The organism is Pseudomonas fluorescens, assembly GCF_902497895.1.
Classification (GTDB): Bacteria; Pseudomonadota; Gammaproteobacteria; order Pseudomonadales; family Pseudomonadaceae; genus Aquipseudomonas; species Aquipseudomonas fluorescens_BP.
Genome location: NZ_CABVHQ010000057.1, coordinates 1 through 25807 on the forward strand (window position 1 = coordinate 1; position 25807 = coordinate 25807).

Annotated in this window: 20 protein-coding genes and 2 pseudogenes; 12 read left to right on the forward strand and 10 right to left on the reverse strand. The window is 58.6% G+C overall.

All coding sequences use genetic code 11. The features are described 5' to 3' along the window. The first annotated feature begins 307 nt into the window (after window positions 1–307). Entirely contained in the window at window positions 308–1195 is an 888-nt protein-coding gene (gene rhtA, locus F8N21_RS23180) for a threonine/homoserine exporter RhtA (protein WP_150644335.1), read from the forward strand. A 169-nt stretch (window positions 1196–1364) separates the two neighbouring features. Continuing rightward, window positions 1365–1646, forward strand: coding sequence for a hypothetical protein (locus F8N21_RS23185; RefSeq protein WP_150644336.1), 282 nt, complete (start codon window positions 1365–1367; stop codon window positions 1644–1646). Between the two features lie 61 nt (window positions 1647–1707). Here F8N21_RS23185 and F8N21_RS23190 read toward each other — a convergent pair whose 3' ends face one another. The 6 genes from F8N21_RS23190 to F8N21_RS23215 all read right to left on the reverse strand — a co-directional run bounded on the left by F8N21_RS23190 (window position 1708) and on the right by F8N21_RS23215 (window position 11837). After that, window positions 1708–3516: an aminopeptidase P family protein gene (locus tag F8N21_RS23190; protein ID WP_150644337.1), complete on the reverse strand. Its 1809-nt coding sequence runs from the start codon at window positions 3514–3516 to the stop codon at window positions 1708–1710. Between the two features lie 52 nt (window positions 3517–3568). Then, entirely contained in the window at window positions 3569–4738 is a 1170-nt protein-coding gene (locus tag F8N21_RS23195; protein ID WP_150644338.1) for a cysteine desulfurase family protein, read from the reverse strand. Between the two features lie 167 nt (window positions 4739–4905). Then, window positions 4906–6402 carry a DUF1552 domain-containing protein gene (locus F8N21_RS23200; protein WP_150644339.1) on the reverse strand — a complete coding sequence of 499 codons (1497 nt, stop codon included), beginning with the start codon at window positions 6400–6402 and terminating at the stop codon, window positions 4906–4908. 2 nt (window positions 6403–6404) lie between these two features. Then, window positions 6405–10541 (reverse strand): DUF1592 domain-containing protein, encoded by a 4137-nt coding sequence (locus F8N21_RS23205; RefSeq protein ID WP_150644340.1) that lies wholly within the window; start codon window positions 10539–10541, stop codon window positions 6405–6407. Between the two features lie 311 nt (window positions 10542–10852). Then, complete coding sequence (locus tag F8N21_RS23210; protein ID WP_150644341.1) at window positions 10853–11470, reverse strand: LysE family translocator; 618 nt, start codon at window positions 11468–11470, stop codon at window positions 10853–10855. A 97-nt stretch (window positions 11471–11567) separates the two neighbouring features. Beyond that, complete coding sequence (locus F8N21_RS23215) at window positions 11568–11837, reverse strand: hypothetical protein (protein WP_150644342.1); 270 nt, start codon at window positions 11835–11837, stop codon at window positions 11568–11570. 392 nt (window positions 11838–12229) lie between these two features. On the opposite strand from F8N21_RS23215, the gene msuE reads away from it, so the two are divergent. The 9 genes and pseudogenes from msuE (at window position 12230) to F8N21_RS23260 (ending at window position 21297) form a co-directional block, all read left to right on the forward strand. Further along, a complete protein-coding gene (gene msuE, locus F8N21_RS23220; protein ID WP_150644343.1) occupies window positions 12230–12796 on the forward strand; it encodes an FMN reductase in 567 nt (188 codons plus the stop codon). Between the two features lie 10 nt (window positions 12797–12806). Further along, window positions 12807–13952, forward strand: a complete 1146-nt coding sequence (gene ssuD, locus F8N21_RS23225; RefSeq protein WP_150644344.1) for an FMNH2-dependent alkanesulfonate monooxygenase — start codon at window positions 12807–12809, stop codon at window positions 13950–13952. A 235-nt stretch (window positions 13953–14187) separates the two neighbouring features. Next, a pseudogene (locus F8N21_RS23230) lies at window positions 14188–14340 on the forward strand (monooxygenase); the annotation flags it as partial. Between the two features lie 10 nt (window positions 14341–14350). Then, window positions 14351–14859: pseudogene (locus F8N21_RS23235) on the forward strand (sigma-54-dependent Fis family transcriptional regulator); the annotation flags it as partial. 170 nt (window positions 14860–15029) lie between these two features. Beyond that, window positions 15030–15494 (forward strand): VOC family protein, encoded by a 465-nt coding sequence (locus F8N21_RS23240; protein ID WP_150644345.1) that lies wholly within the window; start codon window positions 15030–15032, stop codon window positions 15492–15494. Window positions 15495–15699: 205 nt separating this feature from the next. Then, complete coding sequence (locus tag F8N21_RS23245) at window positions 15700–17472, forward strand: N-acetylglutaminylglutamine amidotransferase (protein ID WP_150644346.1); 1773 nt, start codon at window positions 15700–15702, stop codon at window positions 17470–17472. Between the two features lie 3 nt (window positions 17473–17475). After that, window positions 17476–19221: an N-acetylglutaminylglutamine synthetase gene (gene ngg, locus F8N21_RS23250; protein ID WP_150644347.1), complete on the forward strand. Its 1746-nt coding sequence runs from the start codon at window positions 17476–17478 to the stop codon at window positions 19219–19221. Between the two features lie 253 nt (window positions 19222–19474). Next, complete coding sequence (locus tag F8N21_RS23255) at window positions 19475–20662, forward strand: osmoprotectant NAGGN system M42 family peptidase (RefSeq protein WP_150644348.1); 1188 nt, start codon at window positions 19475–19477, stop codon at window positions 20660–20662. 407 nt (window positions 20663–21069) lie between these two features. Further along, window positions 21070–21297 carry a YheU family protein gene (locus F8N21_RS23260; protein ID WP_150644349.1) on the forward strand — a complete coding sequence of 76 codons (228 nt, stop codon included), beginning with the start codon at window positions 21070–21072 and terminating at the stop codon, window positions 21295–21297. A gap of 4 nt (window positions 21298–21301) precedes the next feature. Here F8N21_RS23260 and csrA read toward each other — a convergent pair whose 3' ends face one another. The 3 genes from csrA to F8N21_RS23275 all read right to left on the reverse strand — a co-directional run bounded on the left by csrA (window position 21302) and on the right by F8N21_RS23275 (window position 22908). Continuing rightward, window positions 21302–21487, reverse strand: coding sequence for a carbon storage regulator CsrA (gene csrA, locus F8N21_RS23265; protein WP_150644350.1), 186 nt, complete (start codon window positions 21485–21487; stop codon window positions 21302–21304). Between the two features lie 208 nt (window positions 21488–21695). Then, window positions 21696–22028 (reverse strand): YnfA family protein, encoded by a 333-nt coding sequence (locus F8N21_RS23270; RefSeq protein WP_150644351.1) that lies wholly within the window; start codon window positions 22026–22028, stop codon window positions 21696–21698. Between the two features lie 64 nt (window positions 22029–22092). Then, on the reverse strand, window positions 22093–22908 hold the full coding sequence (locus tag F8N21_RS23275) for an SDR family oxidoreductase (RefSeq protein WP_150644352.1): 816 nt from the start codon (window positions 22906–22908) through the stop codon (window positions 22093–22095). 334 nt (window positions 22909–23242) lie between these two features. On the opposite strand from F8N21_RS23275, the gene F8N21_RS23280 reads away from it, so the two are divergent. After that, window positions 23243–23395 (forward strand): DUF3309 family protein, encoded by a 153-nt coding sequence (locus F8N21_RS23280; RefSeq protein ID WP_150644353.1) that lies wholly within the window; start codon window positions 23243–23245, stop codon window positions 23393–23395. Between the two features lie 70 nt (window positions 23396–23465). Here the strand turns inward: F8N21_RS23280 and F8N21_RS23285 are convergent, their stop codons facing one another. After that, window positions 23466–25550 (reverse strand): LTA synthase family protein, encoded by a 2085-nt coding sequence (locus F8N21_RS23285; RefSeq protein ID WP_150644354.1) that lies wholly within the window; start codon window positions 25548–25550, stop codon window positions 23466–23468. Between the last annotated feature and the right edge of the window lie 257 nt (window positions 25551–25807).

Here is a 25807-nt window from a genome sequence, read left to right on the forward strand (position 1 = left end):
CACGACCTTATCAACTCCTTCTGGGCTTCGGTGAACTGAAGCAACTCGCTGCCGAAAACTGCGTAACTCTTTGTTTACCAAGGAGTTTTCCGTTTCGACTGCGCCGGAAGTGGGGCGAATTATAGACTTCCAGGATCTGCCGTCAAGCGCTGATTTAGCTTTTCTATCAATAACCGCCGAAAACCTGAAAACCTGCTTATATATAGAGGTGCAGCAAACTGCTTGCGCACTATATTGCTCATTTCCCGATAGTTGAGCATCATGTGTCCTGCACACTTACCAGCCCACTTGCGGATGACGCCTCTTAATGACTGACCAACCCCGAAGCCTTGCCTCGATTCTGTTCCCGGTCGGCCTGCTGCTGATCGCCATGGCTTCCATCCAGTCCGGAGCATCCCTGGCAAAAAGCATGTTCCCGGTAGTGGGAGCACAAGGCACCACTACCCTGCGGCTGATTTTTGCCAGCGTCATCATGCTGATCCTGCTTCGCCCGTGGCGCGCCAGGTTCACGGCCAGCACCCTGCGCACGGTCATCGTCTACGGGATGGCGCTTGGCGGGATGAATCTGCTCTTCTATATGTCACTCAATACCGTTCCACTGGGAATTGCGGTTGCCCTGGAGTTCACCGGCCCCCTGGCGGTCGCTATCTATGCTTCACGCCGGGCCATGGATTTCCTCTGGATCGGCCTGGCAGTCATCGGTTTGCTACTGCTGATTCCCACCGGCGATAGCCGCTCCGGGATCGACCTCGTCGGCGCCGCTTATGCGCTGGGCGCAGGGGTCTGCTGGGCGGTGTATATCCTGTTCGGGCAAAAGGCCGGTGCCGACAACGGCATTCAAACCGCTGCGTTGGGTGTGATGATCGCGGCGTTATTCGTCGCGCCGGTGGGCATCGTCCATGCTGGAGCGACTTTACTGACGCCTTCCTTGATCCCGGTCGCCATTGGCGTGGCGATTTTGTCTACCGCCGTGCCCTACACCCTGGAGATGGTGGCCCTTACCCGGATTCCAGCCAGGACCTTTGGCACGCTGATGAGCATGGAACCGGCATTCGGCGCCCTGTCTGGCCTGTTGTTCCTGCATGAGTACCTGTCTGTGGCCCAGTGGCTTGCCATTGCCTGCATCATTCTCGCTTCCGCCGGTGCCACCCTGACCATGCGCCGCCAATCCCCGCAAATGCTCGCTACCGATTGAAGCGGGGTTGACGAAACTCTGGCATTTGCCGCTCAATTAGGCCATGTTTAGCCCTAACTCTGTGTAAGCCATGGATTTTTTTCAAATAGGAACATCATCCACGCGACATGCAAGAGCGGATAAAGCCAGACTCGGGCGCCAGACCCGAAGCCAGCTATAGAGGAAGGGAATGAAACGAGTCTTGATACTGCTCACCGTACTTGCCATTGCAAGCTGTGCTGCAACTTCAAAAACCGAGGTAAAGCGTGGTAAGAAGGGGCTGCATATCAACTGCTCCGGCCTCTCCTCTTCCTGGGACAAGTGTTACGCCAGCGCCGCCAATTCGTGCGGCGCCAAGGGCTACAAAGTGATCGCCAAATCCGGCGACTCAGTGGAAGAGCCCGGCGATTACCCCTTTGGCCTGAACCCCGCCGGCTATACGAGCCGCAGCATGATCGTCATCTGTAAATGAACTGGCGCTAGCTCAAACACCTGAGCTTGCGCCGCCCTCTTGATGAAGCTGCAAAGACGATTTAAATAGCCGCCGTCCGGGTGTTCAGCCACTCCAGAGCCGCGCCTTCAAGCAGCGGGCTCAAACGCTCACGGACTTGCGCGTGATAGCCGTTGAACCACTCTTTCTCGTCTTGAGTCAGCAATGCCGGCTCCAGGCAACGAGTGTCGATCGGGCACAGGGTCAGGGTTTCGAACTTGAGGAATTCACCAAATTCGGTGCTGCCTGCTTCGCGATTCAACGCCAGGTTCTCGATCCGCACCCCCCAGCGGCCAGGACGATAAGTGCCCGGTTCGATGGAGGTGATCATCCCCGGCTGCATCGCGGTGTGTGGTGCCGCCGCTGCCTGATAGGCAATCACCTGCGGACCTTCATGGACGTTGAGGAAATAACCGACGCCATGCCCGGTGCCGTGACCGTAGTCGACGCCTTCGGCCCAGATCGGTGCACGGGCGATGGAATCCAGCAGCGGCGACAGAATGCCCCGCGGGAACTGTGCGCGGGACAGCGCGATCACGCCCTTGAGGACCCGCGTGCAGTCACGCTTCTGCTCCTCGGTCGGCGTGCCGACTGGCACCATGCGGGTAATATCGGTGGTGCCACCCAGGTACTGACCACCGGAGTCGATCAGCAGCAAACCATCGCCTTCGATCAGCGCATGTTCTTCTTCGGTGGCATGGTAGTGCGGCATCGCACCGTTGGCATTGAACGCCGCGATGGTATTGAAGCTCAGCGAGACATACCCCGGCCGGCGGGTACGCGCCGCGGTCAGGTGCTCATCGATAGTCAACTCAGTGATTCGCTCACGACCCAATGCGCTGTCCAGCCAGGCGAAGAATTCGCATAGCGCCGCGCCGTCCTGCTCCATGGCCTGACGAATATGTTCGGCATCGGCGAGGCTTTTTTGCGACTTGGCCAGGGTCGTCGGGTTCAGCCCTTCCAGCAGCTTGACGCCACTGCCCAGGTTATCCAGCAGCCCCGCCGTTACCCGCGCCGGGTCGACCAACAGGCTCGAGCCGCTCGGTACTGCACTCAATGCCGCGGCCACTTCGCTGTAGTCACGCAAGATCACGCCATCCTGTTCAAGGATCGCGCGCAATGGTGCATCGACTTTGCTCAGCGCGACAAACAGCGTCGCCTGCTGCTGGCCAATCAAGGCGAAGGAAACGAAAACCGGGTTGAATGACACATCGGCGCCACGCAGGTTGAACAGCCAGGCGATGTCATCGAGGGTCGCGATGAAGTGCCAATCGGCGCCACGGGCTTTCAGGTTCTCGCGCAGTTTGGCGAGTTTCTCGCCACGGCTGACGGTGGCCTGGGGCGGCAAGTGTTGGTAAATCGGCTGATCCGGCAGCGCTGGACGGTCTTGCCAGACCTGGTTCAACACATCGATATCGGTGCGCAGTCGAGCACCACGTTCCTGGAGCTTGCTGCCCAGGGTACGCGCTGAAGCCACCGCCATGACCGCGCCATCGACGGCGACCACGCCGCCTTCGGGAGTCTGCTCGGCCAGCCAGTCCAGCGGGCCTGGTTGTCCCGGTTGAAGTTTTACCAGCTCGATACCGCTGCCCTTGAGTTCCTTGCTTGCCTGCTCCCAGTAACGGCTGTCAGCCCAGACGCCAGCGAAGTCAGGGGTCACGATCAGCGTGCCGACCGAACCATGAAAGCCCGACAGCCATTGCCGTCCCTGCCAATAGCCCGGCAGGTATTCCGACAGGTGCGGATCGGCCGACGGCACCAGCAAGGCATGAATGCCCTCCCGGCTCATCAGCTCGCGGGTTTGCGCCAGGCGCTGGGAAACCGCTCCGTTGCTCAATGGTTGCGTGCTCATTGTGTCTCCTGCTAATCACTCATGATTTTTATTGGGTGCCGTGCGGAAGCCCTTATGGTTGGGCAACGGCCCAGAACGCCGGTGCACTGGCGGATGCAGCCTTGATCAATTGTGCCGCCTGGTCGATATCCTGCTCGGTGGTGAAACGCCCGAGGCTCAGGCGGATGGTGCGACTGGCCGCCCGAGCATCATGCCCCAGGGCCAGCAATACATGGGACGGTGCATTACTCGCCGAGTTGCAGGCCGAAGTCGCCGAAAAGGCAATCGATGCACTCAACGCCGCCGAATTGAACTCGCCCTCGCTGAAGGTCAGGCTCAAGGTGTGGGGAATGCGCTGGGTCGCGCTGCCGTTCAAGCGTACACCGGGAATACTGAAGAGTTGCCCCAGCAAACGCTCGCGCAACGCCGCGATGGTTGCAGCTTCTTCGCCGAAGGATTCCGCCGCCAGGGCAAAGGCCGCGCCCATGGCCGCGATCTGGTGAGTGGCGAGCGTCCCGGAACGCAAACCGCCTTCGTGCCCGCCACCATGAATCTGTGCCTGCAGGCGCTCCTGCGCACGCGGGCCGACATACAGCGCACCGATGCCCTTGGGGCCATAAATCTTGTGGGCGGAAAACGACATCAGATCCACCGGCCACTCGGCCAGGTCAATCGCCACCTTGCCAGCGCCTTGCGCGGCATCGACGTGGAACAACGCACCCTGCTCACGCACCCGTTGGCCAATGGCCGGGATGTCGTTGACGGTACCCAGTTCATTGTTGACCAGCATCAGCGACACCAGAAAGGTGTCCTCGCGCAGCGCGTCACTGACCGCCTGCGCGCTGATCAAACCCTCGGCATCCGGTACCAGGTAAGTCACGGCGACCCCGGCATCCTGCAACTGCCGGGCGGTGTCGAGAATCGCCTTGTGTTCGATTTGACTGGTGATGATATGCCCGCCCGACCCACCGCGGGCCTGGGCGACGCCCTTGAGTGCAAGGTTGTTCGATTCCGTGGCGCCGGAGGTCCAGACGATCTGCGCAGGCTGCGCCCCGACCAATTCGGCCACCTGCCAGCGGGCGTGCTCAACCGTTTGCCGGGCCTGTTGGCCGAAAGCATGGGAGCTGGAGGCCGGGTTGCCGAAATTACCGCTGAACCCCAGACAATCGACCATCACATGGATGACTCGATCATCCACCGGCGTGGTGGCGGCGTAGTCGAAATACAAAGGGCGTTTATTCATAAAAAAGACTCGCTGAGCGTGTTCCCGGATCAGGCATGCTCGGTGATGAACGTTGACCGGCGCCAACCCGAAAGTGGCGCAAAACGGCAGACCGTAAGCAATACCTGATCGGATGCAGTTAAAGAAGGACGACCTCTCTTGAAAGTGCGTAGGAACGCTCCTGAAATTCAGCTTAACAGGCTGCATAAGGGGCTAGCGAGAGGCAATCGGCCATTGGCCGTGTCCCATAGGCGGATTAAACATAAAAACCGGAAAGCCCGACATTCAGACTTTCCGGTTTTTTTGAGTAGCGAGACTTCATTCAGACATTGGAATATACCGCTCACCGGAGTGATATTGCCTCCATAAGGCACACTGGTTCCCGCCGCTTTGGCGATGGTGGCCCAGATGCGTTGCATGTCGACGAAGTTTCTGCCGATGACCGGATTTCCCGAATGATGCGTTTGATCGAACTGTGAAGTGATATTCAAGTAGCGACCAGCACCGTCGCCACTCTTCAGCAATCCACCGGCCCCTCCCATCAGCACCATAGGCATGTCGATAGTATGCTCTGGCGCGCCATCGGCCAATTCGCTGGTCACTACGACGAGGGTATGTTTGAGCAGAGTGTCGCTCGGCACATCCGGGTCGGCATGTCTTGCCAGTTCGTCCATGAACAGTTTGACCTGCTTGACGTACCACTGGCGTGTACCTTTCCAGGTTGCCTCCCCATGCTCCCTATGAGCGCATTTATGAGGATTGGCGGTAGGACTGACGTCGAGAATATTCAGCGACTCGGCCGAGCGCCCGACCTGAATCGTCGCCACTCGACTGATTCCACAACCCAAAGCGGTAGCAACGACCTGATGATGACTGGCCTGCACTCTGGTCCGGTACTCCGCCGACTGGTACGGCAGTGGCTCCAGGCTGAGCGGGGCACACTCGCCAATAGGCAGCTCGTTTTCTATATCCTTGATGACCTGCTCCACCGAGTCCATGTGGGTTTCCAGTTTTTGTCGCTGGCCACCGGAAAGCTTGCCTTTGAGCTCCTGGATTTCGAGCTTCGCGGGGTCAAATACGCTGGTGTTCTTGAGTTGCTGTTCACGCACCGCACGGCTGGGTATACCCAGTATCGATTCGTACATCAGCACCGGGTCGCGGTAGGGTGTGCGAATCGCCGTGCCTTCCCATGAGACAAACCACGGCGTACCGTCAACACCGGCATGGGGGCCTGAAAACAGGCTGCGCTGGGACGGAACCGTGCCTGGCAAAGCCTGCCCCAGCAACACGTCGATGGACGACATGCTGGCCGCACTGTCTCGCAATACCCTGGTCCAGCCATTATGGCCGCCATTACCGGGTCCAAGGATGATGCCGCGAAGGTACAGGGATTGACTGCGATAGGCTGCCAATTCGCGGCTGACCTCATTCAATTCGAACTCCGTGCTATCCGCCCCCTGCGCCAATGGATACCACAGACCTCGACCATCGCCAAAACCGTTCTGGTCGGTAAAAGAATCCACAGCCGTACCATCCGGTACGACAAAGAACACCACCTTCAATTTCGCCTGCTGGGTTTGCCCCGCCAGAGCCATGCGCGCAAGACCGAACTGAGTCAGGGGCCCATACACACCCGCTGCGGCCAAGCCAGCAAGGAAACGACGACGACTTTTCAAAATGCCCATAATCACTCCCTCTCGGTCTTGTATAGGAATGCATTGGAAGTGCCCAGGGCTCTGAGCATTTCACGCAGAGAACCGGAGTTCTGCAAGCCATCGGCGATAGCCTTGACGGTGCCGGACGTCGCCTCATCGGATTTGTTGCCGAACGCAAAACGGAAGTAGCTATCCGCCATGCAGAACAACGACGCAGGGTTGCGCGGTATCAGCTTGGCGATATCACGAACGTCATTGATGTCCTCCTTCCCTCCGGACCACAGGAATGGGCCGGATGCTTTGATCGGCAACACCTGCGGATATTGCGCATAGTTGTAGGCTGGTTCCTCAAGACGATAGCGCCCCGCCGCGTCGTAGTGCTCCATGGAAGAACCGGTGTCATTCATGTATTGATGGCACTGCCAGCAACGCCCCCCGGACGCCTGTTCGCCGTTGACCAGATCCCAGTGCTCGCGATTGGTGATCGCCCGTGCAGGGTAGTCCGGCCTCGTAGGATCGGCTTCGACCGGTGCGCCAAACTCACGACAGAACATCTGCTCGCGAATCATGATGCCGCGCCTGACCAATGACGTCTCCTGGTAGTCCGAGGTGGCCGCCTGAGTGAGTCCGAGATGGAGCAACCCTCCTCGCTTTTCATCGACCGGGACCTTTTGCAGGGCGTCACCACTGATGCCACTGATCCCGTAATGATCCGCAAGAGGAGCGTTGAGGTAGGTGTACCCTGGGTTGAACAGTTCATTGAGCGTTCCTTGCCCATCCAGCATCACATTGCGCGTCAACAGATACTGTTCCCGAGCCATCAGCCGGATCATGTCCGCGGTCAACCCCGGTTTCTCCTGTACGCCGCGATTGGTCTTGATGTAGTAGCTGATAAAACGGTTGAACTGTTCGACGCCTCGCTCGGAGCGCATCATCCGCTCGACCTCGGCGCCGATTTGTTGCGGGGTATTCAGTAAGCCCTTCTCGGCCTTGTCTAAAAGTTCGATACTCGGCGTCGCGCCCTCAAAAGCATAAGAGAGAGCCGTCGCCAACTCGAACGGCGTAAGCTTGAACACGGTTGAGCGGCCCGCCACCGTCTGCCCGAGTTCCGAGCGATACAGGAAGTTAGGTGACAGCAGCATCCCGGCCACCAGGCCAGTCTGCCCATCCTTGTCCAGCAAAGACTTATAGCGAGCATGTTCTGCGTCACTCAAAGGACGCCGGAACAACCGGTAACCCAAAGCGGTCACGAGGTCAGGCTGGCTGGCCAATTTGAGTGAGGCTAATTGCTCGGGAGCAACCTTGTCAGCCACGAACAACGCCATGTCGTAGAACAGCTTTACATCTTCGGTCTGAAGAATGCCTTTATCCGCCTCGCCGGGGTATTTAAAGTCCTTCTCCGATTTGTCGGCCGGTAACTTCTCGGGATTAATCTCGACATCCAGTATGTCTTTAACGCTGGCGGCATACTCCGCAGGCGTCAGCAGTCGCAGTTGCCGCTCACCATAGGACGCGGCCGGGTTCAGGTAAGGCGCCCAGACGACGTTATACAAGTGCTTGCTGATTTCCGCGGCACAGGTGGTATCGCAATGCCCCGCTACCGGCATGCTCTTGATCTGTTTTACCAAGGCATCCTGGCCCGCCACACTCCAGGCAAGGGCCATGCGCAAGCTATTGAAATACTCCACGGCGTGACATTTGGTGCAGGTTTCGGCCAGTACCACAGGGCCCAGTTCTTCTACCTTGCGATACGACATTGGTAAAACCTGCATGTCCTCGCTTGACTCATCGATTACCACGCTCACGAGTTCAGGCTGCGGTTTTTCCTTGGCGTAGAACGGATAAAGAATCTCGTACTGACCGTAGTCCAGAGTCTGCGTAACATTCCCCCCCCACGGCACGTTTACCGTACGTGGTTGCTCAGCAAGATCGGCCTTGTTCCTGATGGTGATATGCCATTGGTCATCGGTTACTGATGCAGGTTTTGGCGGGGCCGGAATAGTCACCTTGACCTCAAGCTTTATCGGCCGCTCGCGATACCGCAAGTTGATCGTTTGAGTTTTGTTTGCAGCAGACAATGTGAAGTGGGTAGTGCGAACCTGCGGAATCAAGTTTTTTACATCATTGAGCTTAAGCTGATATTCCCCGTAGGCGAGGCCATTGAGGACTATCCCCGATTCGCTGTCAGCTGGATCCCAGGACACATGAAACAGTCGGCTATCCCCGTCTGGAGAGATCAAATAACCGCTGATCATCTCGTCGCTCAACTCGGGCACAGGCGCCAGCATCGGCCGCAATGCCAACTGTGTATCCAGTACCGCGTCAGCGTCGTAGCGCACGCGATAAATTATCCCGGCCACGTCATCGGAAATCAGCAGACTTTTGTCTGCCAGTTCGAGGAAGTCCGTCGGGCGCCCCGTTGAACCATTCAGCGCATACGCATCGTTTTGATCAAGGTCCTGTTCGGAGTGATTGATCAGCGGGATCTGATTGACCACCCGGGTCCCGCCCTGAATCGTCAGCATCCGCACACCTATCCCCGGCCTTTCGGTTGAACCGGCACCGTGTAGCGCCACCAGCAAACGCTGGGTGTCGCCCTGAGTCGGGTAACCATCCCAGAATTTGACACCCAATGGCGCGGTATTGGTACCCAGCGCAAACGCCGTAGGCACGTAATCCTGTGGATTTATCTGCTCCAGTGACTTGTCTGAAACAATCGCACCGGGAACCAATGGCGGCTGAATTACGCCAGGGTTTTCGAACTCCTCTTTTGTGAAGCCCGGCGTATCCTTGCCGAACCGGTAGGGAACCCCGAAATGCAGACCCTGGCCACTGATCCGGTTGACTTCATCGGGGTTGGAGAACCCCTGCCGATTGTTATCGCTGAACCAGATCTCCCGAGTCTTGGGATTCCAGTCAAACCCTACGGTGTTGCGAATCCCCTTGGCCAGCACTTGAGCCTTGCCGGTCTCCAGGTCATAACGCAGCAACGCGCCGTAACGCCCGTCGGCGGGAATCATGCACAGGTTGCAGGGAGTTCCGACTGCCGTGTAGAGCCCCTTGTCCGTCGGATCGAGCGGGTTGAAATGCAGCGGATGCTTCATATGCCAGATACGCGTTGAAGAACCTGACGCCTGGGACGGTAGAGGAAATAGTGTGTCGTCTGCCGGAAAGTTCAGAACACGTTCAGGCTTGGGGTCTTTGTAGTTTTCATCGGCATTGCTCAGGCGATAAAGCCCACCGGTAGTCGAGTAATACAAATCGCCATCGCGGTAAGCCACGCCATGGGGCTCTTCCTGACCGCTGGCGATCACGTAGATTCCCGTCGGCTTGCCAGCGTCATCCAGAGGCAACGCATAAATCATGTCAGCAATTTTCCCGTCATAAACATACGAGGGAATTGCACTGGAGCCCACATAGAGTACGTGCTTGCCCATGGCCATTTGCCGAGGCTGCATCAGGCCCTGGGCGAACAACTCGATCTTGATCCCGGGCAGGCCACTGAGTTTGCCGATGTCGACCGGCGTACGATACTTCACGGTCAACGTCTGATGGTCCCCCTCATCCTCCTTGAAGGACACGATTCGCGGCGTGTTCAGCGGCGCGAAACCATCGGCAACATCCATGACCAGTTGATAGTCGCAGGCTTTCAGACCATCGATATCGAGCGTTTCATTGGCTTTGGCACTGATGGGGATTTCCTGCGCTTTGCAACGCAAGACTCCGGTGACCACCTGATCGGCCCGAGCCACACCGATCACCGCCTCTTTCAACGGTGCCTTGCCACTGAGGGTGGCAAAATTCAGACTTAGACGGTTGCCTTCAAAACCACCGCATTCGAGTTCTTTCCAGGCGTCAGGCCAGTTTGCTGAGTTTTCGGGTTTGCCGGGGGCGTAGGCTGCCTGTTTACACCACTTCCAACTGTCTGGACCCAGCGGTGCCTCGTCATCTTTCCAACACTCGAAATACCGGTCGAGGTTCTTTACCTGATCCCCTTGCAGATAGTCCGTGCCCACAATATAAGGATCCGCCGCACACGCTGCCGGTGGCTTTTGCGCTGACGACGAGTCAAAGAAATAGGCTAAGACAAACCAGGCGCCCAGTAACAGGGCCAGGATGGCAAGACATGCAATCCAAAAAAAGCGGTGAAAGACGACAGGCGCACGCATATATAGCTTCTCCTTGCTAACCCGATACGCCCTCTGCATGGCAGACAATTTGTTCGCTATTGCAAGAGAGTATTCGGAGCCGAAACTCAATGCTCAACACTGTTGAGCGGTGATGTTTCTATTGAAAGCAAGCCCAAACTATTCCACTACGCCTACACCACGACAGGAACGCGCAAGCACTCACTTTATTATCAAGTGCGCGAGCAAAAGACTGTTTTATCACCGCGCCTCTTAGGCTTAGTTCGGTTCTATAACGGCGTCAAAAAAGACTAGCAGAACTACTAGTCACTGCCTTCCGGCTATTGACAAAACTAGTTTCCTGCACTTTCCAGTAATAACGGGTACAGCGAGGCCACCAGCAGCAAGGCCATGCTTAGATTGAACACCCGCAACCAGCGCGGATCGCGCAATACCTTGCGCAACAAGCTGCCACAGGCGACCCAAAGACTGACGCTCGGCAGGTTGATCAAGGCAAAGACCGCGGCGATCACCACCACGTTGGTGAAGTAACCCTGCAAGGGTGTGTAGGTGCTGATGGCGCCGACCGCCATGATCCAGGCCTTGGGATTGACCCACTGGAAGGCCGCCGCGCCCCAATAGCTGATCGGTTTGCCCTGACCCTGCGCTGTTTCGGAAACCGGCCCGGAGTGGGCGATTTTCCAGGCCAGGTACAGCAGATAAGCCGCGCCGACATAACGCAGCACGTTGTAGAGCAATGGATAGGTCTGAAAAACCGCACCCAGGCCGAAGCCGACCGCCAGCACCAGGACGAAGAATCCACAGCTGATGCCAAGCATATGAGGAATGGAACGATTGAAACCGAAATTGACACCCGAGGCCAGGAGCATGGTGTTGTTCGGTCCGGGAGTGACGGAGGTGACGAGCGCGAACAGGGCAAAGCCCAGCAGCAAATCCAGTGAGAGTGTCATGGGGTAGTCCATCAAGGTCGGTCAGGAGTTGACCCTATCCCACCAATCCGGTGAAACCCACGGACAGTTGCGCAAAACTTTGAGCAGTACAGTCCGCTCAGCTTGGATGCCCGTCCAGGGGAAGGCCGCGCTCGGCGTTCATTTCGCCCCGAGCATCGAAGCCAAAGGCTTTTTGCGGCTGGCGGAGCAACTCGGCTTTTTTCTGGTGGTATTCCTCAAATGACAATCCGCGACGATTCAACGCCTCCAACGCCAGTTCCCGACTTTCTTCCGCCGTGTAGGGCCGTAGCTCGGGAGAATAATGAGTCCCACAGCCGGCAAGGACCGAGGCGGCAAGCAGCAAAGAAGTGGCGAGAAAACGATTCACGGGAAACTCCGGACAAGCTGGCGTTAAGCAATGAACACAGGCTACTCCCAGGCTTGGGCGGACAAAAATCAACGCTCTCAATAGTCGCTATCGACTTTTGCATAAGTGGATAAATCCAACCCTTATATGCCTTATAGTTATATTAATATCTTTTTACGATATTTTACGGAATAACAAACAGTCTTTATAACGAACCTGCACCGCATGCAGTGGCCGGGCAACTGTTCGCTCAGCAACAGTCGATCAACAAAACCGCTCCCAAGCAACACAGCAGTCCCCAGGGAACTCGCTGAAAGCCCCGCAGATAAAGGCTTCGACGGTTTGGTACAGCTCTTGCTCAAGCCCACTCACTACTCACTGCTCCTTGAGCAACTGTTTGAAAGGAACTGATCATGTCGCGCTCGTTGCAAGTCGTAGCCGTCTGCGGTAGCACCTATCGCCCTTCCCGCACGCTGGTGCTGACCCAGGCCTTGCTCGCGGACCTGGCCCGGCAGCTACCCATCGAGAGCAGGCTGATCGAGCTGGGGGGTATCGCCCGCTCATTGGGCACCGCGCTGTCTCGTCAGGAACTGAGCGCTGAGGTCGAAGCCGAGCTGCAAAGCATTGAAAGCGCCGACCTGCTGATCGTCGCCACACCGGTGTATCGCGGTTCTTACCCGGGGCTGCTCAAGCATCTGTTCGACCTGGTGGACCTCAATGCCCTGATCGACACCCCGGTCCTGCTGGCGGCCACCGGCGGCAGCGAGCGCCATGCGCTGATACTCGATCACCAGTTGCGGCCGCTGTTCAGTTTCTTCCAGGCCCTGAGCTTGCCGATCGGTGTGTACGCCACCGAGGCCGACTTCTCCAACTATCAAATAACCAGTGAGCCTTTGAAGGCTCGCATTCGCCTGGCTGCAGAACGCGCCGCACCGCTGCTGTTCAGCGTGCACGCCAACCCTCTGCTGAAAATCGCTTAAGGATCTGTTCATGAACGTTTTCTGGTTTCTCCCCACTCACGGCGACGGCCACTACCTGGGCACCACTCAGGGCGCGCGCCCGGTCACGCTCAATTATCTTAAACAAGTGGCCCAGGCCGCGGACAATCTCGGCTATCACGGTGTGCTGATTCCCACCGGGCGTTCATGCGAAGACTCGTGGGTCATCGCCTCGGCCCTGGTGCCATTGACCGAGCGCTTGCGCTTCCTGGTGGCGATTCGTCCGGGGATCATCTCGCCGACCGTTTCGGCGCGCATGGCCGCAACCCTGGACCGGCTGTCCAATGGCCGCCTGCTGATCAACGTGGTGACCGGGGGCGACCCGGACGAAAACCGTGGCGACGGCAGCTTCCTCGACCACGGCGAACGCTACGAAGTCACCGATGAATTCCTCAAGATCTGGCGCCGGGTGCTGCAAGGCGAGTCGGTGGATTTCGAAGGCAAGCATCTGCGCGTGCAGAACGCCAAGGCGCTGTATCCACCGGTGCAGAAACCTTATCCGCCGTTGTACTTCGGCGGTTCTTCCGACGCGGCCCACGACCTGGCCGCCGAGCAGGTCGATGTCTACCTGACCTGGGGCGAACCACCGGCCGCCGTCGCCGCGAAGCTGGCCGATGTGCGTGAACGCGCGGCTCGCCAGGGTCGCACAGTGAAGTTCGGGATTCGTCTGCATGTGATCGTCCGCGAAACCGCCGAGCAAGCCTGGAAAGCCGCCGACAAACTGATCGAGCATATCAGCGACGAGACTATTGCCGCGGCGCAAAAGTCCTTCTCGCGCTTCGACTCCGAAGGCCAGCGGCGCATGGCCGCGCTGCATGACGGTCGACGTGACAATCTGGAAATCGCCCCCAATCTCTGGGCTGGAGTCGGCCTGGTACGTGGCGGTGCCGGCACTGCGCTGGTCGGCGATCCGCAGCAGGTGGCCGCGCGGATCAAGGAGTACGCGGATCTGGGTATCGAGAGCTTCATTTTCTCTGGCTACCCGCACCTTGAAGAAGCTTACCGCTTCGCCGAACTGGTGTTCCCGTTGCTGCCGGAACCCTACGCCAGCCTTGCCGGTCGCGGCGTCACCAACCTCACCGGACCGTTCGGCGAAATGATCGCCAATGATGTTTTACCTGCACAAGCCAAGGCCTGATCAACCTCTGTGGGAGCGGGCTTGTGTGGCGAGGGGGCTTGCCCCCGCTCGGCTGCGAAGCAGTCGTAAAACCGGCTGATGCGTTTTACCTGACAGGACGCAGTCGCCAGTTTTTGGGGCCGCTTCGCAGCCCAGCGGGGGCAAGCCCCCTCGCCACAACAGCACTCGCCACAAAGTGAGTGTTCGGCCCGATGAATCCATGTCGATTTCGACGCCCATTACCAAGGAACACCGCGTGACTGCCAAGCCGCAAAGCGCCCTGTTGTCCCCTTTGCAGATCGCCCGCCAACTGGCGGCCGAGTTTGCCCTGACAGCTGTCGAACGGGATGAGCGCGGCGGCACGCCCAAAGCCCAGCGTGACGCATTGCGCCAAAGCGGGCTGCTGGCCTGAGTATTCCATCCTGCCGCTGACCCGACACTTCATCGAGTCTTACAGCCAGCGCCTGGGTTATGGTGCGATCGGCATCAGCAGTGAGGCCGAACATAAACTCAGGACCTACAGTTGGCCGGGCAACATCCGCGAACTGGGAAACGTCATTCATCACACCCTGCTGATCTGCCGCAACGGGCTGATCAACGCGATGATTTACGCTTGTCGAACATGCGCATCGAGCATCAGGACGACAGCCATACTCACCTCAATGATTCGGCTGAAGCCTTGCTCGACCGGGCGTTGCAACAGCTCTTCGAAGAACAGGCTGGTGCGCTGCATGAGAAAGTCGAAGACGCGTTGCTGCGGGCCGCTTACCGTTTCAGTCATTACAACCAGATACACACCGCCAACCTGCTGGGCCTGAGCCGCAACGTCACCCGCACCCGGCTGATCAAGATCGGCGAACTGACAGTGAATAAACTCCGGGCAGTGGATAACCCTCAGGGTGAGCGTATTTTGCAGTTGTCGATCTAGTGGCCTGTACGGCTACCAGGCACACGAACCACATAGCCCACCAGCGTTGTTCAGACATTGCGATGCTGCTACCCGTCGGCCTCTCGGCTGCCCGGTTTGTCGTGACCTATAGTGAATCGACCGGAACGGTGAAGGATTACGTTATCCCCCCAACAACAAGGAGAACCAACATGAGCGTTAAACCGATACCCGAGGGCTTTCACAGCATCACGCCCTATCTGGGCATCAAAAAAGCCGCAGAGGCGATCGAGTTCTACAAAAAAGCATTTGGCGCCACGGAAATCATGCGCCTGGTTGCACCCAACGGTGACATCGGCCACGCCGAACTACGCATCGGCGATTCGGCCATCATGCTCGCCACCCCCTGCGAGGCTGCGTCTCTGCGCAGTCCTGAACAGACCGGCATCTCGGTGGGCCTGCATTTGTATGTCAATGATGTCGACAAACAGTTCGCCCAGGCGATTGCAGCCGGAGGTGAGATGGTCTCTGAAGTCAAAGACCAGTTCTACGGCGATCGCACCGGCACCCTGAAAGATCCATACGGTCACTTGTGGTTTCTTGCCACCCATAAGGAAGACTTGTCCCAGGAAGAAATCGCCAGGCGCGCCGCAGAAATGTTCAAGCAAGCCAAGTAGAGCCTTTGCCTCGGACCGAAAAGCCCTGCGGTTTTTATGCTTTCAGGCACCTATGCTCGTCGCGACTGCTGCCAGAGCCACCCCTGGCTACTTATAACTTATCGATCTAAAACTCCAGCGATTTCCTCGGGTCAGTTTCAGAGTACCCGCCATTTGGCACGGTAATGCTTGACCCCTCCCCAACGGAAAAACCGGTAAGGAATTTATGTGCGGATTAGCTGGAGAATTACGTTTCGATCACCAACCTGCCGACCTGGCTGCGGTTGAACGGATCACCCATCACCTGGCACCTCGCGGTCCTGACGCGTGGGGCTTCCATAGCCAAGGGCCGATTGCCCTGGGCCATCGTCGTTTAAAGATCATGGATTTGTCGGACGGCTCGGCGCAGCCGATGGTCGACAGTCAACTGGGCTTGTCCCTGGCCTTCAACGGCGCGATCTACAACTTCCCGGAACTGCGCGCCGAACTGGAAAGTCTCGGTTATGCCTTCTATTCCAGCGGCGACACCGAGGTGCTGCTCAAGGGCTACCACGCCTGGGGCGAGGATTTGCTGCCCAAGCTCAATGGCATGTTCGCTTTCGCCATCTGGGAACGTGATAACGAACGGCTGTTCATCGCCCGCGACCGTCTGGGCGTCAAGCCTTTGTACCTGTCGCGCACCGGCCAGCGCCTGCGGTTTGCCTCGGCATTGCCAGCCCTGCTCAAGGGCGGCGATATCAACCCGGTCCTCGACCCGGTGGCGCTCAATCACTACCTGAATTTCCACGCGGTGGTTCCGGCGCCGCGCACCTTGCTGGCAGGCATCGAAAAGCTGCCGCCAGCCACCTGGATGCGCATCGATGCCAATGGCACCACCGAACAGAAAACCTGGTGGACCCTGCCCTACGGCCCGCGCGCCGATGAAATGAATCTGACCCTGGAAGACTGGCGCGACCGCGTGCTCGAGAGCACCCGTGAAGCAGTGGCGATTCGTCAGCGGGCTGCTGTGGATGTCGGTGTGCTGCTTTCGGGCGGCGTCGATTCGAGCCTGCTGGTCGGGCTGTTGCGGGAAGTCGGCGTGGAGAATCTGTCGACTTTTTCCATCGGTTTCCAGGATGCCGGCGGCGAGCGTGGCGACGAGTTTCAGTACTCGGACCTGATCGCCAAGCACTACGGCACCCAGCATCACCAGTTGCGTATCCAGGAAAAAGAGATCATTGAGCAACTGCCCGCGGCGTTCCGCGCCATGAGCGAGCCGATGGTCAGCCATGACTGCATCGCCTTTTACCTGCTGTCGCGGGAAGTGGCCAAACATTGCAAAGTGGTGCAGAGCGGCCAGGGCGCGGACGAATTGTTCGCCGGTTATCACTGGTATCCGCAAGTCGATGGCGCAAGCGATCCGTACGCCGCTTATCGCGATGCGTTCTTCGACCTTAGCTACGACGACTACGCCGCCACCGTGAAGCCGAAATGGTTGACCGCCAACGACGCCGCTGGCGACTTCGTCCGTGAACACTTCGCTCAACCCGGCGCCGATGCCGCGGTGGATAAAGCGTTGCGTCTGGACAGCACGGTGATGCTGGTGGATGACCCGGTCAAACGCGTCGACAACATGACCATGGCCTGGGGCCTGGAGGCGCGCACGCCGTTTCTCGACTATCGCCTGGTGGAATTGTCGGCCCGCGTTCCGGGCAAATTCAAACTGCCGGACGGTGGCAAGCAGGTGCTCAAGGAAGCCGCTCGGCTGGTGATTCCCAGTGAAGTGATCGACCGCAAGAAAGGTTACTTCCCGGTGCCCGGTCTCAAGCACTTGCAAGGCGACACGCTGAACTGGGTGCGTGAACTGCTGCTCGATCCAAGCCAGGATCGCGGCCTGTTCAAGCCGGCCATGCTCGACCGCCTGTTGACCGATCCACAAGGCCAGTTGACCCCATTGCGCGGCTCCAAGCTGTGGCAACTGGCGGCGCTGAACCTGTGGCTCAGCGAACAAGGAATCTGATCCATGAAACCCCACGCTACGGCCTATAGCCAACGCTTGCTGCGCGGTCAGGCGCCATCCTATGAGCGCCTGCAGGCACGCTTCGCCGAAGATGGCAGCGAACCCGGTCCCGAGCCCATCGCCGTGCATTGCGGCTGGGGTCGGTTGCTGATCGGCCATACCTTTCCCGACGCGGCGAGCCTTGCCAAGGAATTGCTCCATGAGCAACCGGGCGAGCGTGACATTGCGCTGTACGTGGCCGCGCCCCAGCAAGTGTTGGGGCTGGAGCCGGCGCAGCTGTTTCTCGACCCGTCCGACACCCTGCGCTTGTGGTTCAGCGACTACCGCCCGGCCACCCGGGTGTTTCGCGGTTTTCGCATTCGCCGGGCACAGAACGATGCAGACTGGCAGGCCATCAATCAGCTGTATCTGGCCCGCAGCATGTTGCCCATCGACCCGGCCCTGCTGACGCCTCGCCATGAGGGCGGCCCGGTGTACTGGCTCGCCGAAGACGAAGACAGCGGCACAATCATCGGCAGCGTGATGGGGCTCAATCATCAGAAAGCCTTTCACGACCCGGAGCACGGCTGCAGCCTCTGGTGCCTGGCAGTCGACCCGCATTGCACGCGACCGGGAGTCGGCGAAGTGCTGGTGCGCCATCTCATCGAGCACTTCATGAGCCGCGGCCTGAGCTACCTCGACCTTTCGGTACTGCACGATAACAGCCAGGCCAAAGGTCTTTATACCAAGCTAGGGTTTCGCACCCTCTCGACCTTCGCCATCAAATGTAAAAACGGGATCAACCAACCGCTGTTTCTCGGACCGGGACCCCAGGCGGAGTTCAATCCGTACGCGCGAATCATCGTCGAAGAAGCCCATCGCCGCGGCATCGATGTGCAGGTCGATGACGCCGACGCCGGGATGTTCACCTTGAGCCACGGCGGGCGTCGAGTGCGCTGCCGTGAATCGCTGAGCGACCTGACCAGCGCCATCAGCATGAGCCTGTGCCAGGACAAAAGCCTGACCCACAAAGTACTGAAGGCCGCCGGTTTGAATTTGCCTTCGCAGCAACTGGCGGGCAATGCCGACGACAACCTGGCGTTTCTCGACAAGCACCGGCGAGTGGTGGTCAAACCCCTGGATGGCGAACAGGGTCAAGGCGTGGCCGTGGACCTGCAAACGATCGAAGAGGTGCAGCAGGCCATTGAGGCGGCTCGTCAGTTCGATAGCCGCGTGCTGCTGGAAAGCTTCCACGAAGGCCTCGATCTGCGCATCGTGGTGATCGGTTTTGAAGTGGTGGCCGCCGCCATCCGCCGCCCGGCGCAGGTTGTCGGTGACGGTCAGCATTCGGTTGGCGAGCTGATCGAAGCGCAAAGTCGTCGACGCCAGGCCGCCACCAGCGGTGAAAGCAAGATCCCGCTGGACCACGAAACCCAGCGTACCTTGGGTGCCGCTGGTTACGACTACAACAGCATCCTGCCCGCGGGCGAACATCTGTTTGTACGCCGCACCGCCAACCTGCACACCGGCGGCACGCTGGAAGATGTCACGGCAATTCTGCATCCCGGGCTGATCGATGCCGCGGTGCGCGCCGCGCGGGCGCTGGATATCCCGATGGTCGGGTTCGACCTGATGGTGCCGGCGGCCGATCAGCCGGAGTACGTGTTCATCGAAGCCAATGAACGCGCCGGACTGGCCAACCACGAACCGCAACCGACTGCCGAGCGTTTTGTGGATTTGTTGTTTCCCCATAGTCAGCCGGCGGTTTAGGCGGTCGTTCGCTTAAGGAGATGTCGCGTCAAGCACAAACCCTGTGGCGAGGGGGCTTGCCCCCGATCGGGCGCGAAGCGGCCGTAAAGCCGATAGCTGAGGTGTGTCAGACAGAATACCGTTGCAGGCTTTGGGACTGCTGCGCAGTCCAGCGGGGGCAAGCCCCCTCGCCACAGCAAGCTCCCTCGCCACAAAAAACAGCTACTCGCCTCAGAATTCCTTAAGGCCTAACTTTCCAAAATCTGGAGTTTCCATGACCAGCAAAATTCCCGAACCGGATCTCAATTACCTGCAGAAAGTCCTGCTGGAAATGCTTGCTATCCCCAGCCCCACCGGATTCACCGACACCATAGTGCGCTACGTCGCCGAGCGTCTTGAAGAACTGGGCATTCCCTTCGAACTGACCCGTCGCGGCACCATTCGCGCCACCCTCAAGGGCCAGAAAAACAGCCCGGACCGCGCCGTGTCGGCGCACCTGGACACCATCGGCGCCGCCGTGCGCGCGATAAAAGACAACGGCCGCCTGACCCTGGCGCCGGTCGGTTGCTGGTCCAGTCGTTTTGCCGAAGGCAGTCGCGTCAGCCTGTTCACCGACAACGGCGTCGTGCGTGGCAGCGTGTTGCCGCTGATGGCCTCCGGGCACGCGTTCAACACCGAAGTGGATGCTATGCCCATCAGTTGGGACCACATCGAACTGCGCCTGGATGCCTACTGCACCACCAAGGCTGACTGTGATTCGCTGGGCATCGGTATCGGTGACTTTGTCGCTTTCGATCCACTGCCAGAGTTCACCGAAAGCGGCCACATCAGCGCCCGCCATCTGGACGACAAAGCCGGGGTAGCAGCCTTGTTGGCGGCGCTCAAGGCTATCGTCGACAGCGGCGAGCCATTGATGATCGACTGCCATCCTCTGTTCACCATCACCGAAGAAACCGGCAGTGGCGCGGCAGCGGCGTTACCGTGGGATGTCAGCGAATTCGTCGGCATCGACATCGCCCCGGTCGCCCCGGGCCAGCATTCCAGCGAACATGCGGTAAGCGTGGCCATGCAGGATTCCGGCGGGCCCTATGATTACCACCTGTCACGGCACTTGCTGCGACTGGCCAGCGACAACGAACTGCCGGTGCGTCGTGACCTGTTCCGCTATTACTTCAGCGACGCCCATTCGGCGGTGACTGCCGGTCACGACATCCGCACCGCCCTGCTCGCCTTCGGCTGCGATGCCACCCATGGCTATGAACGCACCCATATCGACAGCCTCGCTGCCCTCAGTCGCCTGCTCGGTGCCTACATCCTCAGCCCACCGGTATTCGCCAGCGACGCACAACCGGCCAAAGGCTCGCTGGACCGCTTCAGTCATCAGCTGGAACATGACGCGCAGATGGAAAGCGATACCCGGGTGCCGTCGGTGGACAGCCTGGTGGGACAGCGGTCGGCGTAGGAGCTGGCGCAGCCTGCGATCTTTTGGTGGCTCTGGAAGTGCCGAGAAGCAAGATCAAAAGATCGCAGCCTGCGGCAGCTCCTACAGGGGGTGTGTTCATCCGGCAACCCATGGGTGTACACGGTCGGCGTAGGAGCTGGCGAAACCTGCGATCTTTTGGCGGCTCTGGAAGTGCCGAGAAGCAAGATCAAAAGATTGCAGCCTGCGGCAGCTCCTTCAGGGGGTGTGTTCTTCCGGCAACCCATGGGTGTACACGGTCGGCGTAGGAGCTGGCGAAGCCTGCGATCTTTTGGCGGTTCTGGAAGTGCCGAGAAGCAAGATCAAAAGATCGCAGCCTGCGGCAGCTCCTACTGGCCGTGCAAGCCCAAGCCCAGTAGCATCGCCGGGATTGTTTACCCGAGGTACTTATGCTGATCCCCTACGACCAACTTGAAGTCGACACCCTGACTCGTCTGATCGAAGATTTCGTCACCCGTGACGGCACCGACAATGGTGACGAAACTCCGCTGGAAACCCGTGTGCTACGGGTTCGCCAGGCGTTGACCAAAGGTCAGGCGCTGATTGTTTTCGATCCGGAAAGTCAGCAATGCCAGTTAATGCTCAAACACGACGTGCCCAAAGTGCTGTTTGATTGATCCATCAGCCGCGTTTGGTTTGCTCCGTTCGCGCCTGGATGCGTTCGTAGACTTCCGCCCGGTGGACCTCGACTTCCTTGGGCGCCTCGACGCCAAAGCGAACGTTGTTGCCGTTCAACGAGAGTATGCGTACGGAAATGTTGTCACCGATGGAAATCAACTCGCCCACAACGCGGCTTAATACAAGCATGGCACTCGTCCTTTAAGGTTACCAAACGTTGAAGATGCCCGGAGTGCCGGCTGCCTTCAATGCGCCAGTACCAAATCAGTATTACCCTACGTTGCACGCAGACGCGCCTGACAGAAAATCCTTTCAAACCTTGGTTTTCGCTGTCGTCTAAACCGACCTTCGCTTGCGACGCTCACACAAAGACTTGACGGGCGATCGCGGAAAAATTTCAGACACTGGAAAAACGCGGCCCCAACAGGATGATGCTCGCGCCCAGCACACAAAGCGCGACACCCAGCCAATCGGTACTCAAGGGACGAATCCGCTCGACCAGGGCCAGCCAGCCGATGGACGCAATAATGTAGATGCCGCCGTAAGCCGCATAGGCGCGACCGGCGTAGCTGGCTTCGACCTTGGTCAGCAGCACCGCGAAGAGGGTCAGGCTGAGCAACGCCGGGAGGATCCACCAGGCGCTTTTACCCTGGCGCAACCACATCCAGAACGCGTAGCAACCGGCGATTTCAAACAGCGCCGCGAGAAAAAACCACAGGTAGTTGAGCATGCAACTGTCTCGTCAAGGCTGCCGGAAGGGGCAACCCTAGCGATGCCGGTTCGCGCGAGCAAGCTCAGCCGGCAGTTTGTTTAGCCTTGGCGCGCATCTTGTCGGCCATCTGGGTCATTTCGTTGTAGAGCAATTGCGGGGCCTTCTGCTTCAACGCCCAGGCCATGCGGCCCTGTTCGTGAGGCAGAATCATGAACTCACCTTCGGCGACGTGCTGGTAGATGTAGTCGGCGATGTCGCTGGCGCTGATCGGTGAGCTCTCCAGCAGTTTACCGACTTGAGCTTTCATGGCCGGTGTCGGGCCCCGGAAGGAATCCAGCAGGTTGGTCTGGAAGAATGACGGGCAGACCACATGCACCGCGATCTCCTGGTGCGCCAGTTCAATCAGCAGGCTTTCGGATAACGCCACCACACCCGCCTTGGCCACGTTGTAGTTGCTCATGGCCGGGCCCTGCATCAAGGCCGCCATCGAAGCGATGTTGATAATCTTGCCTTGGCTTTTTTCCAGCAGCGGCAAGAACGCCTTGCAGCCTTTGACCACGCCCATCAGGTTGATTGCGATCTGCCAGTCCCAGTCTTCGAGGGACAGCTCATTGAAAAAGCCGCCCGAAGCCACGCCGGCGTTGTTGACGATCACATCGATGCCGCCCAGTTTCTCTTCGCAGGCCTGGGCAAACGCGGTCAGCTGGCTGTAATCGCGCACGTCGCAACGCTGCACAAAGCCGTCGCCACCGGCTTCGCGCACCCGTTTCAGGGTTTCTTGCAATCCGGGTTCACTGACATCCGACAAGGCCAACTGCCAGCCTTCACGGGCCCAGCGCAGAGCGATTTCACGACCCAGGCCGGACCCGGCGCCAGTGATCATCATGCGATTTTGCATAGGAGTTGCCTTGTTGTTCTGGGGAAGATAAGCCGCAGTGTAGCGAAGGTTTTTCCGGCATCCATGCACCATCAGAGTGCTGAATGCCTCAGGCAAACTTTCGCCCGGTACAGACCTGTCGGGCTCGCAGGAGCGTGCTATACCCAAGAAGAACGATAACGCTGCCTGGTGAAGCGAAAGAAAAAAGCCAGCCATCGAAAAAACATTAGGAACAATCGGAATTATCTGCCGATCGGGAGAGTCGGAGATATTAAGGGGCTCGGATTTATTGCAGTCGGGCTTGTCGTTAAAAACGCTAAAGTTTTTCTAGCACGTACCCATTAAGGAAGTCGACATGAGCACGATTCTTATCGTTATTCTAATTCTCCTGCTGGTGGGTGGCCTGCCGGTCTTCCCGCACTCCAGAAGTTGGGGTTATGGTCCGTCCGGGATCATCGGTGTGATTCTGGTAGTGCTATTGATCCTGCTGTTACTCGGCAAGATATAACGCTCTGCCGTCTTTCAATGCTGCAAAAAAAAGAGGCCCGCGTGGGCCTCTTTTTTATTGAACCGGACGTTTAGTCCGGCGTGCCGTCGACAACGCCTGCGGTGTTATCGAGCAGACTTTTGGTGGCTGTCTGCAGGAAAGACTCGAGCTTTTGCTTCAGCTCGGCAGTTTGCGGTGCATCCGGGATCATTTCGGAACGGGGCTTGGCGCCCAATTCGTACTGGTACAGTTTCGGCGGCATTTCCTTGGGAAGAATCAGAATGCGGTCAGCAGTGAGGATCGCTACCGTCTGATCGCTGCCCGATGGTTTGATCACGCCAAAACCGGGATCGCCTTGCGGCAGGTTCAGCAGATCACGCCCCCAGCACTGTTGACGCACTTCGCCACCGATCCGGCCCATGATGGTCGGCACGATGTCGGTCTGAGTGCCCACGGTATGGTCAAGCTGACCGAACTTCTCCTGGACTCCAGGACCGATCAACAGCAGCGGTACGTTGAAGCGCCCCAGGTCCATTTCAGTAATCTGCCGCTCGTCGCCGAAACCGTGGTCGCCAACCACGACGAACAGGGTTTCCTTGAAGTACGGCTCTTTACGGGCCTTCTCGAAGAACTGACCCAATGCCCAGTCGGAGTAGCGCATGGCCGTTAAATGCTCATTCAGACTACCGCGATCGGTGACCTTTTCGACCGGCAACGGGTTTGGCAAGGCGTAGGGCGTATGGTTGGACAGGGTTTGCAGCAGCGCGTAGTACGGCTTTTTGCCTTCACGTGCCTTCAGTTCTTCCAGACCACGGTTAAACATGTCCTGGTCGGACACACCCCAGGTCGGATCGGAAAACACCGGGTTGACGTAATCATTACGGCCGATGAAGGTGGTCATGCCCTGATTGCTGAAGAAACCCGCCTGATTGTCCCAGGCAAAATCGCCGTTATAGACATAGACGTCGTCGAAGTCACGGGCGCTCAGCAGTTGCGGCAGGCCGGACAGCTTGTGACTGCCTTCCGGAGTCTGCATCAGGTATTCAAAACCCGGCAGGTTCGGGAAGCAGGCCATGGTGGCGAACATACCCTGGTGGGTATGGGTGCCGTTGGAGAAGAAACGGTCGAACAGCAGGCCTTCTTTCGACAGTTTGTCGAAGTACGGCGTGATGTTGCTCTGCGCACCCAGGGCGCCTACCGAGTGACCGGCGAAGCTTTCCATGAGAATGACCACGACGTTTTTGATCGGCAGGGTCTTCTCGGCGGGTGGCGTGTAGTCGCGGCGCACGGCCGCGATGTCGGCGTCGACCAGTATTTCGTCGGGTGTCACCAGCATGTCACGTACGGTCTGCTGAGCTTCCGGCTGCGGCAGAGTAGCCTTCCAGACATTGTCACGGTGTTCGGACATCCGGCTCTTGGCCGCGGCGACCAGCGACAGCGAACCGTTCAGGCCCAGTTGATTGGCGAAGTTCGAATCGGTGGTGTAGACGTCACCCCAACGCAGTGGCGGACCTTGGCGCAAGGTGCCACGAGCAGCCACGACGCAGACCAGCAGGCACACCACGAAGACGCCGGCGCGGGCGTACCACGGGGCGATCTGCCGAGTGCCGATGCTGCCACCGCTGAATGGGCCGCGGGGTCGGGTCGCACGATCGGCACCCTTGAAAGCCAGGCTCAACAGCCAGGTGCCAACGGCCCAGGCCAGCAGATAGCGGACCACCGGGAAGCCGTACCAGAGCATGCTCATCACGGTTTTCGGGTCTTCCTTCACGTACTGGAAGACCAGCCCGTTGAGGCGCTGGTGAAACTCGCGATAGAAGTCCATCTCCATCAGCCCGAGGAACAACGCGATGCTGGAGACGAGGGTCAGCCAGAAACGGAAAAATCCGCGGGCGGCCATGGCCCGGGCACTGAACAATGCCAACACCAGCGGGATGCTGAGGTAGATCACCAGGCGCAGGTCAAAGCGCAGGCCATTGGCAAAAGCTTCGAGGAAGGTCGAGGCTGGGGTGTCGAGGATCATCTCCCGGTTATAAACCAGGAGCGCCACGCGCAGCAGGGAGAGCATGACCATCATGACCAAGGCACAGAGCAAGGTGTAAGCCAGATGCGATTTGACGGTCGGTTGCAGCAGGCGACTTGAAGCTCGCTGACTCAGGGCGTCCGGGATTGACATGTCGTTTTAGGACCCATTGGAAGTTGAAGTTTCAAAAATACAGCTGCGCCTGCCCTCTCATTGCCAGCAAGGGCAGCGGGGATTACGCGGTGCGCAAATGTTGCACGATCACTCGCGGCATTGCCATTGATTACTGGCATACCTTCAACCCGGCCTTGCCGGGCCTGAAACAAGCGACCACAGGAGGTTGAACGCGGGAAACAACGCGGGGGAATTGTCTTGGAGTGGTTGTGAAAATTTCGTTTAACGAATATCTG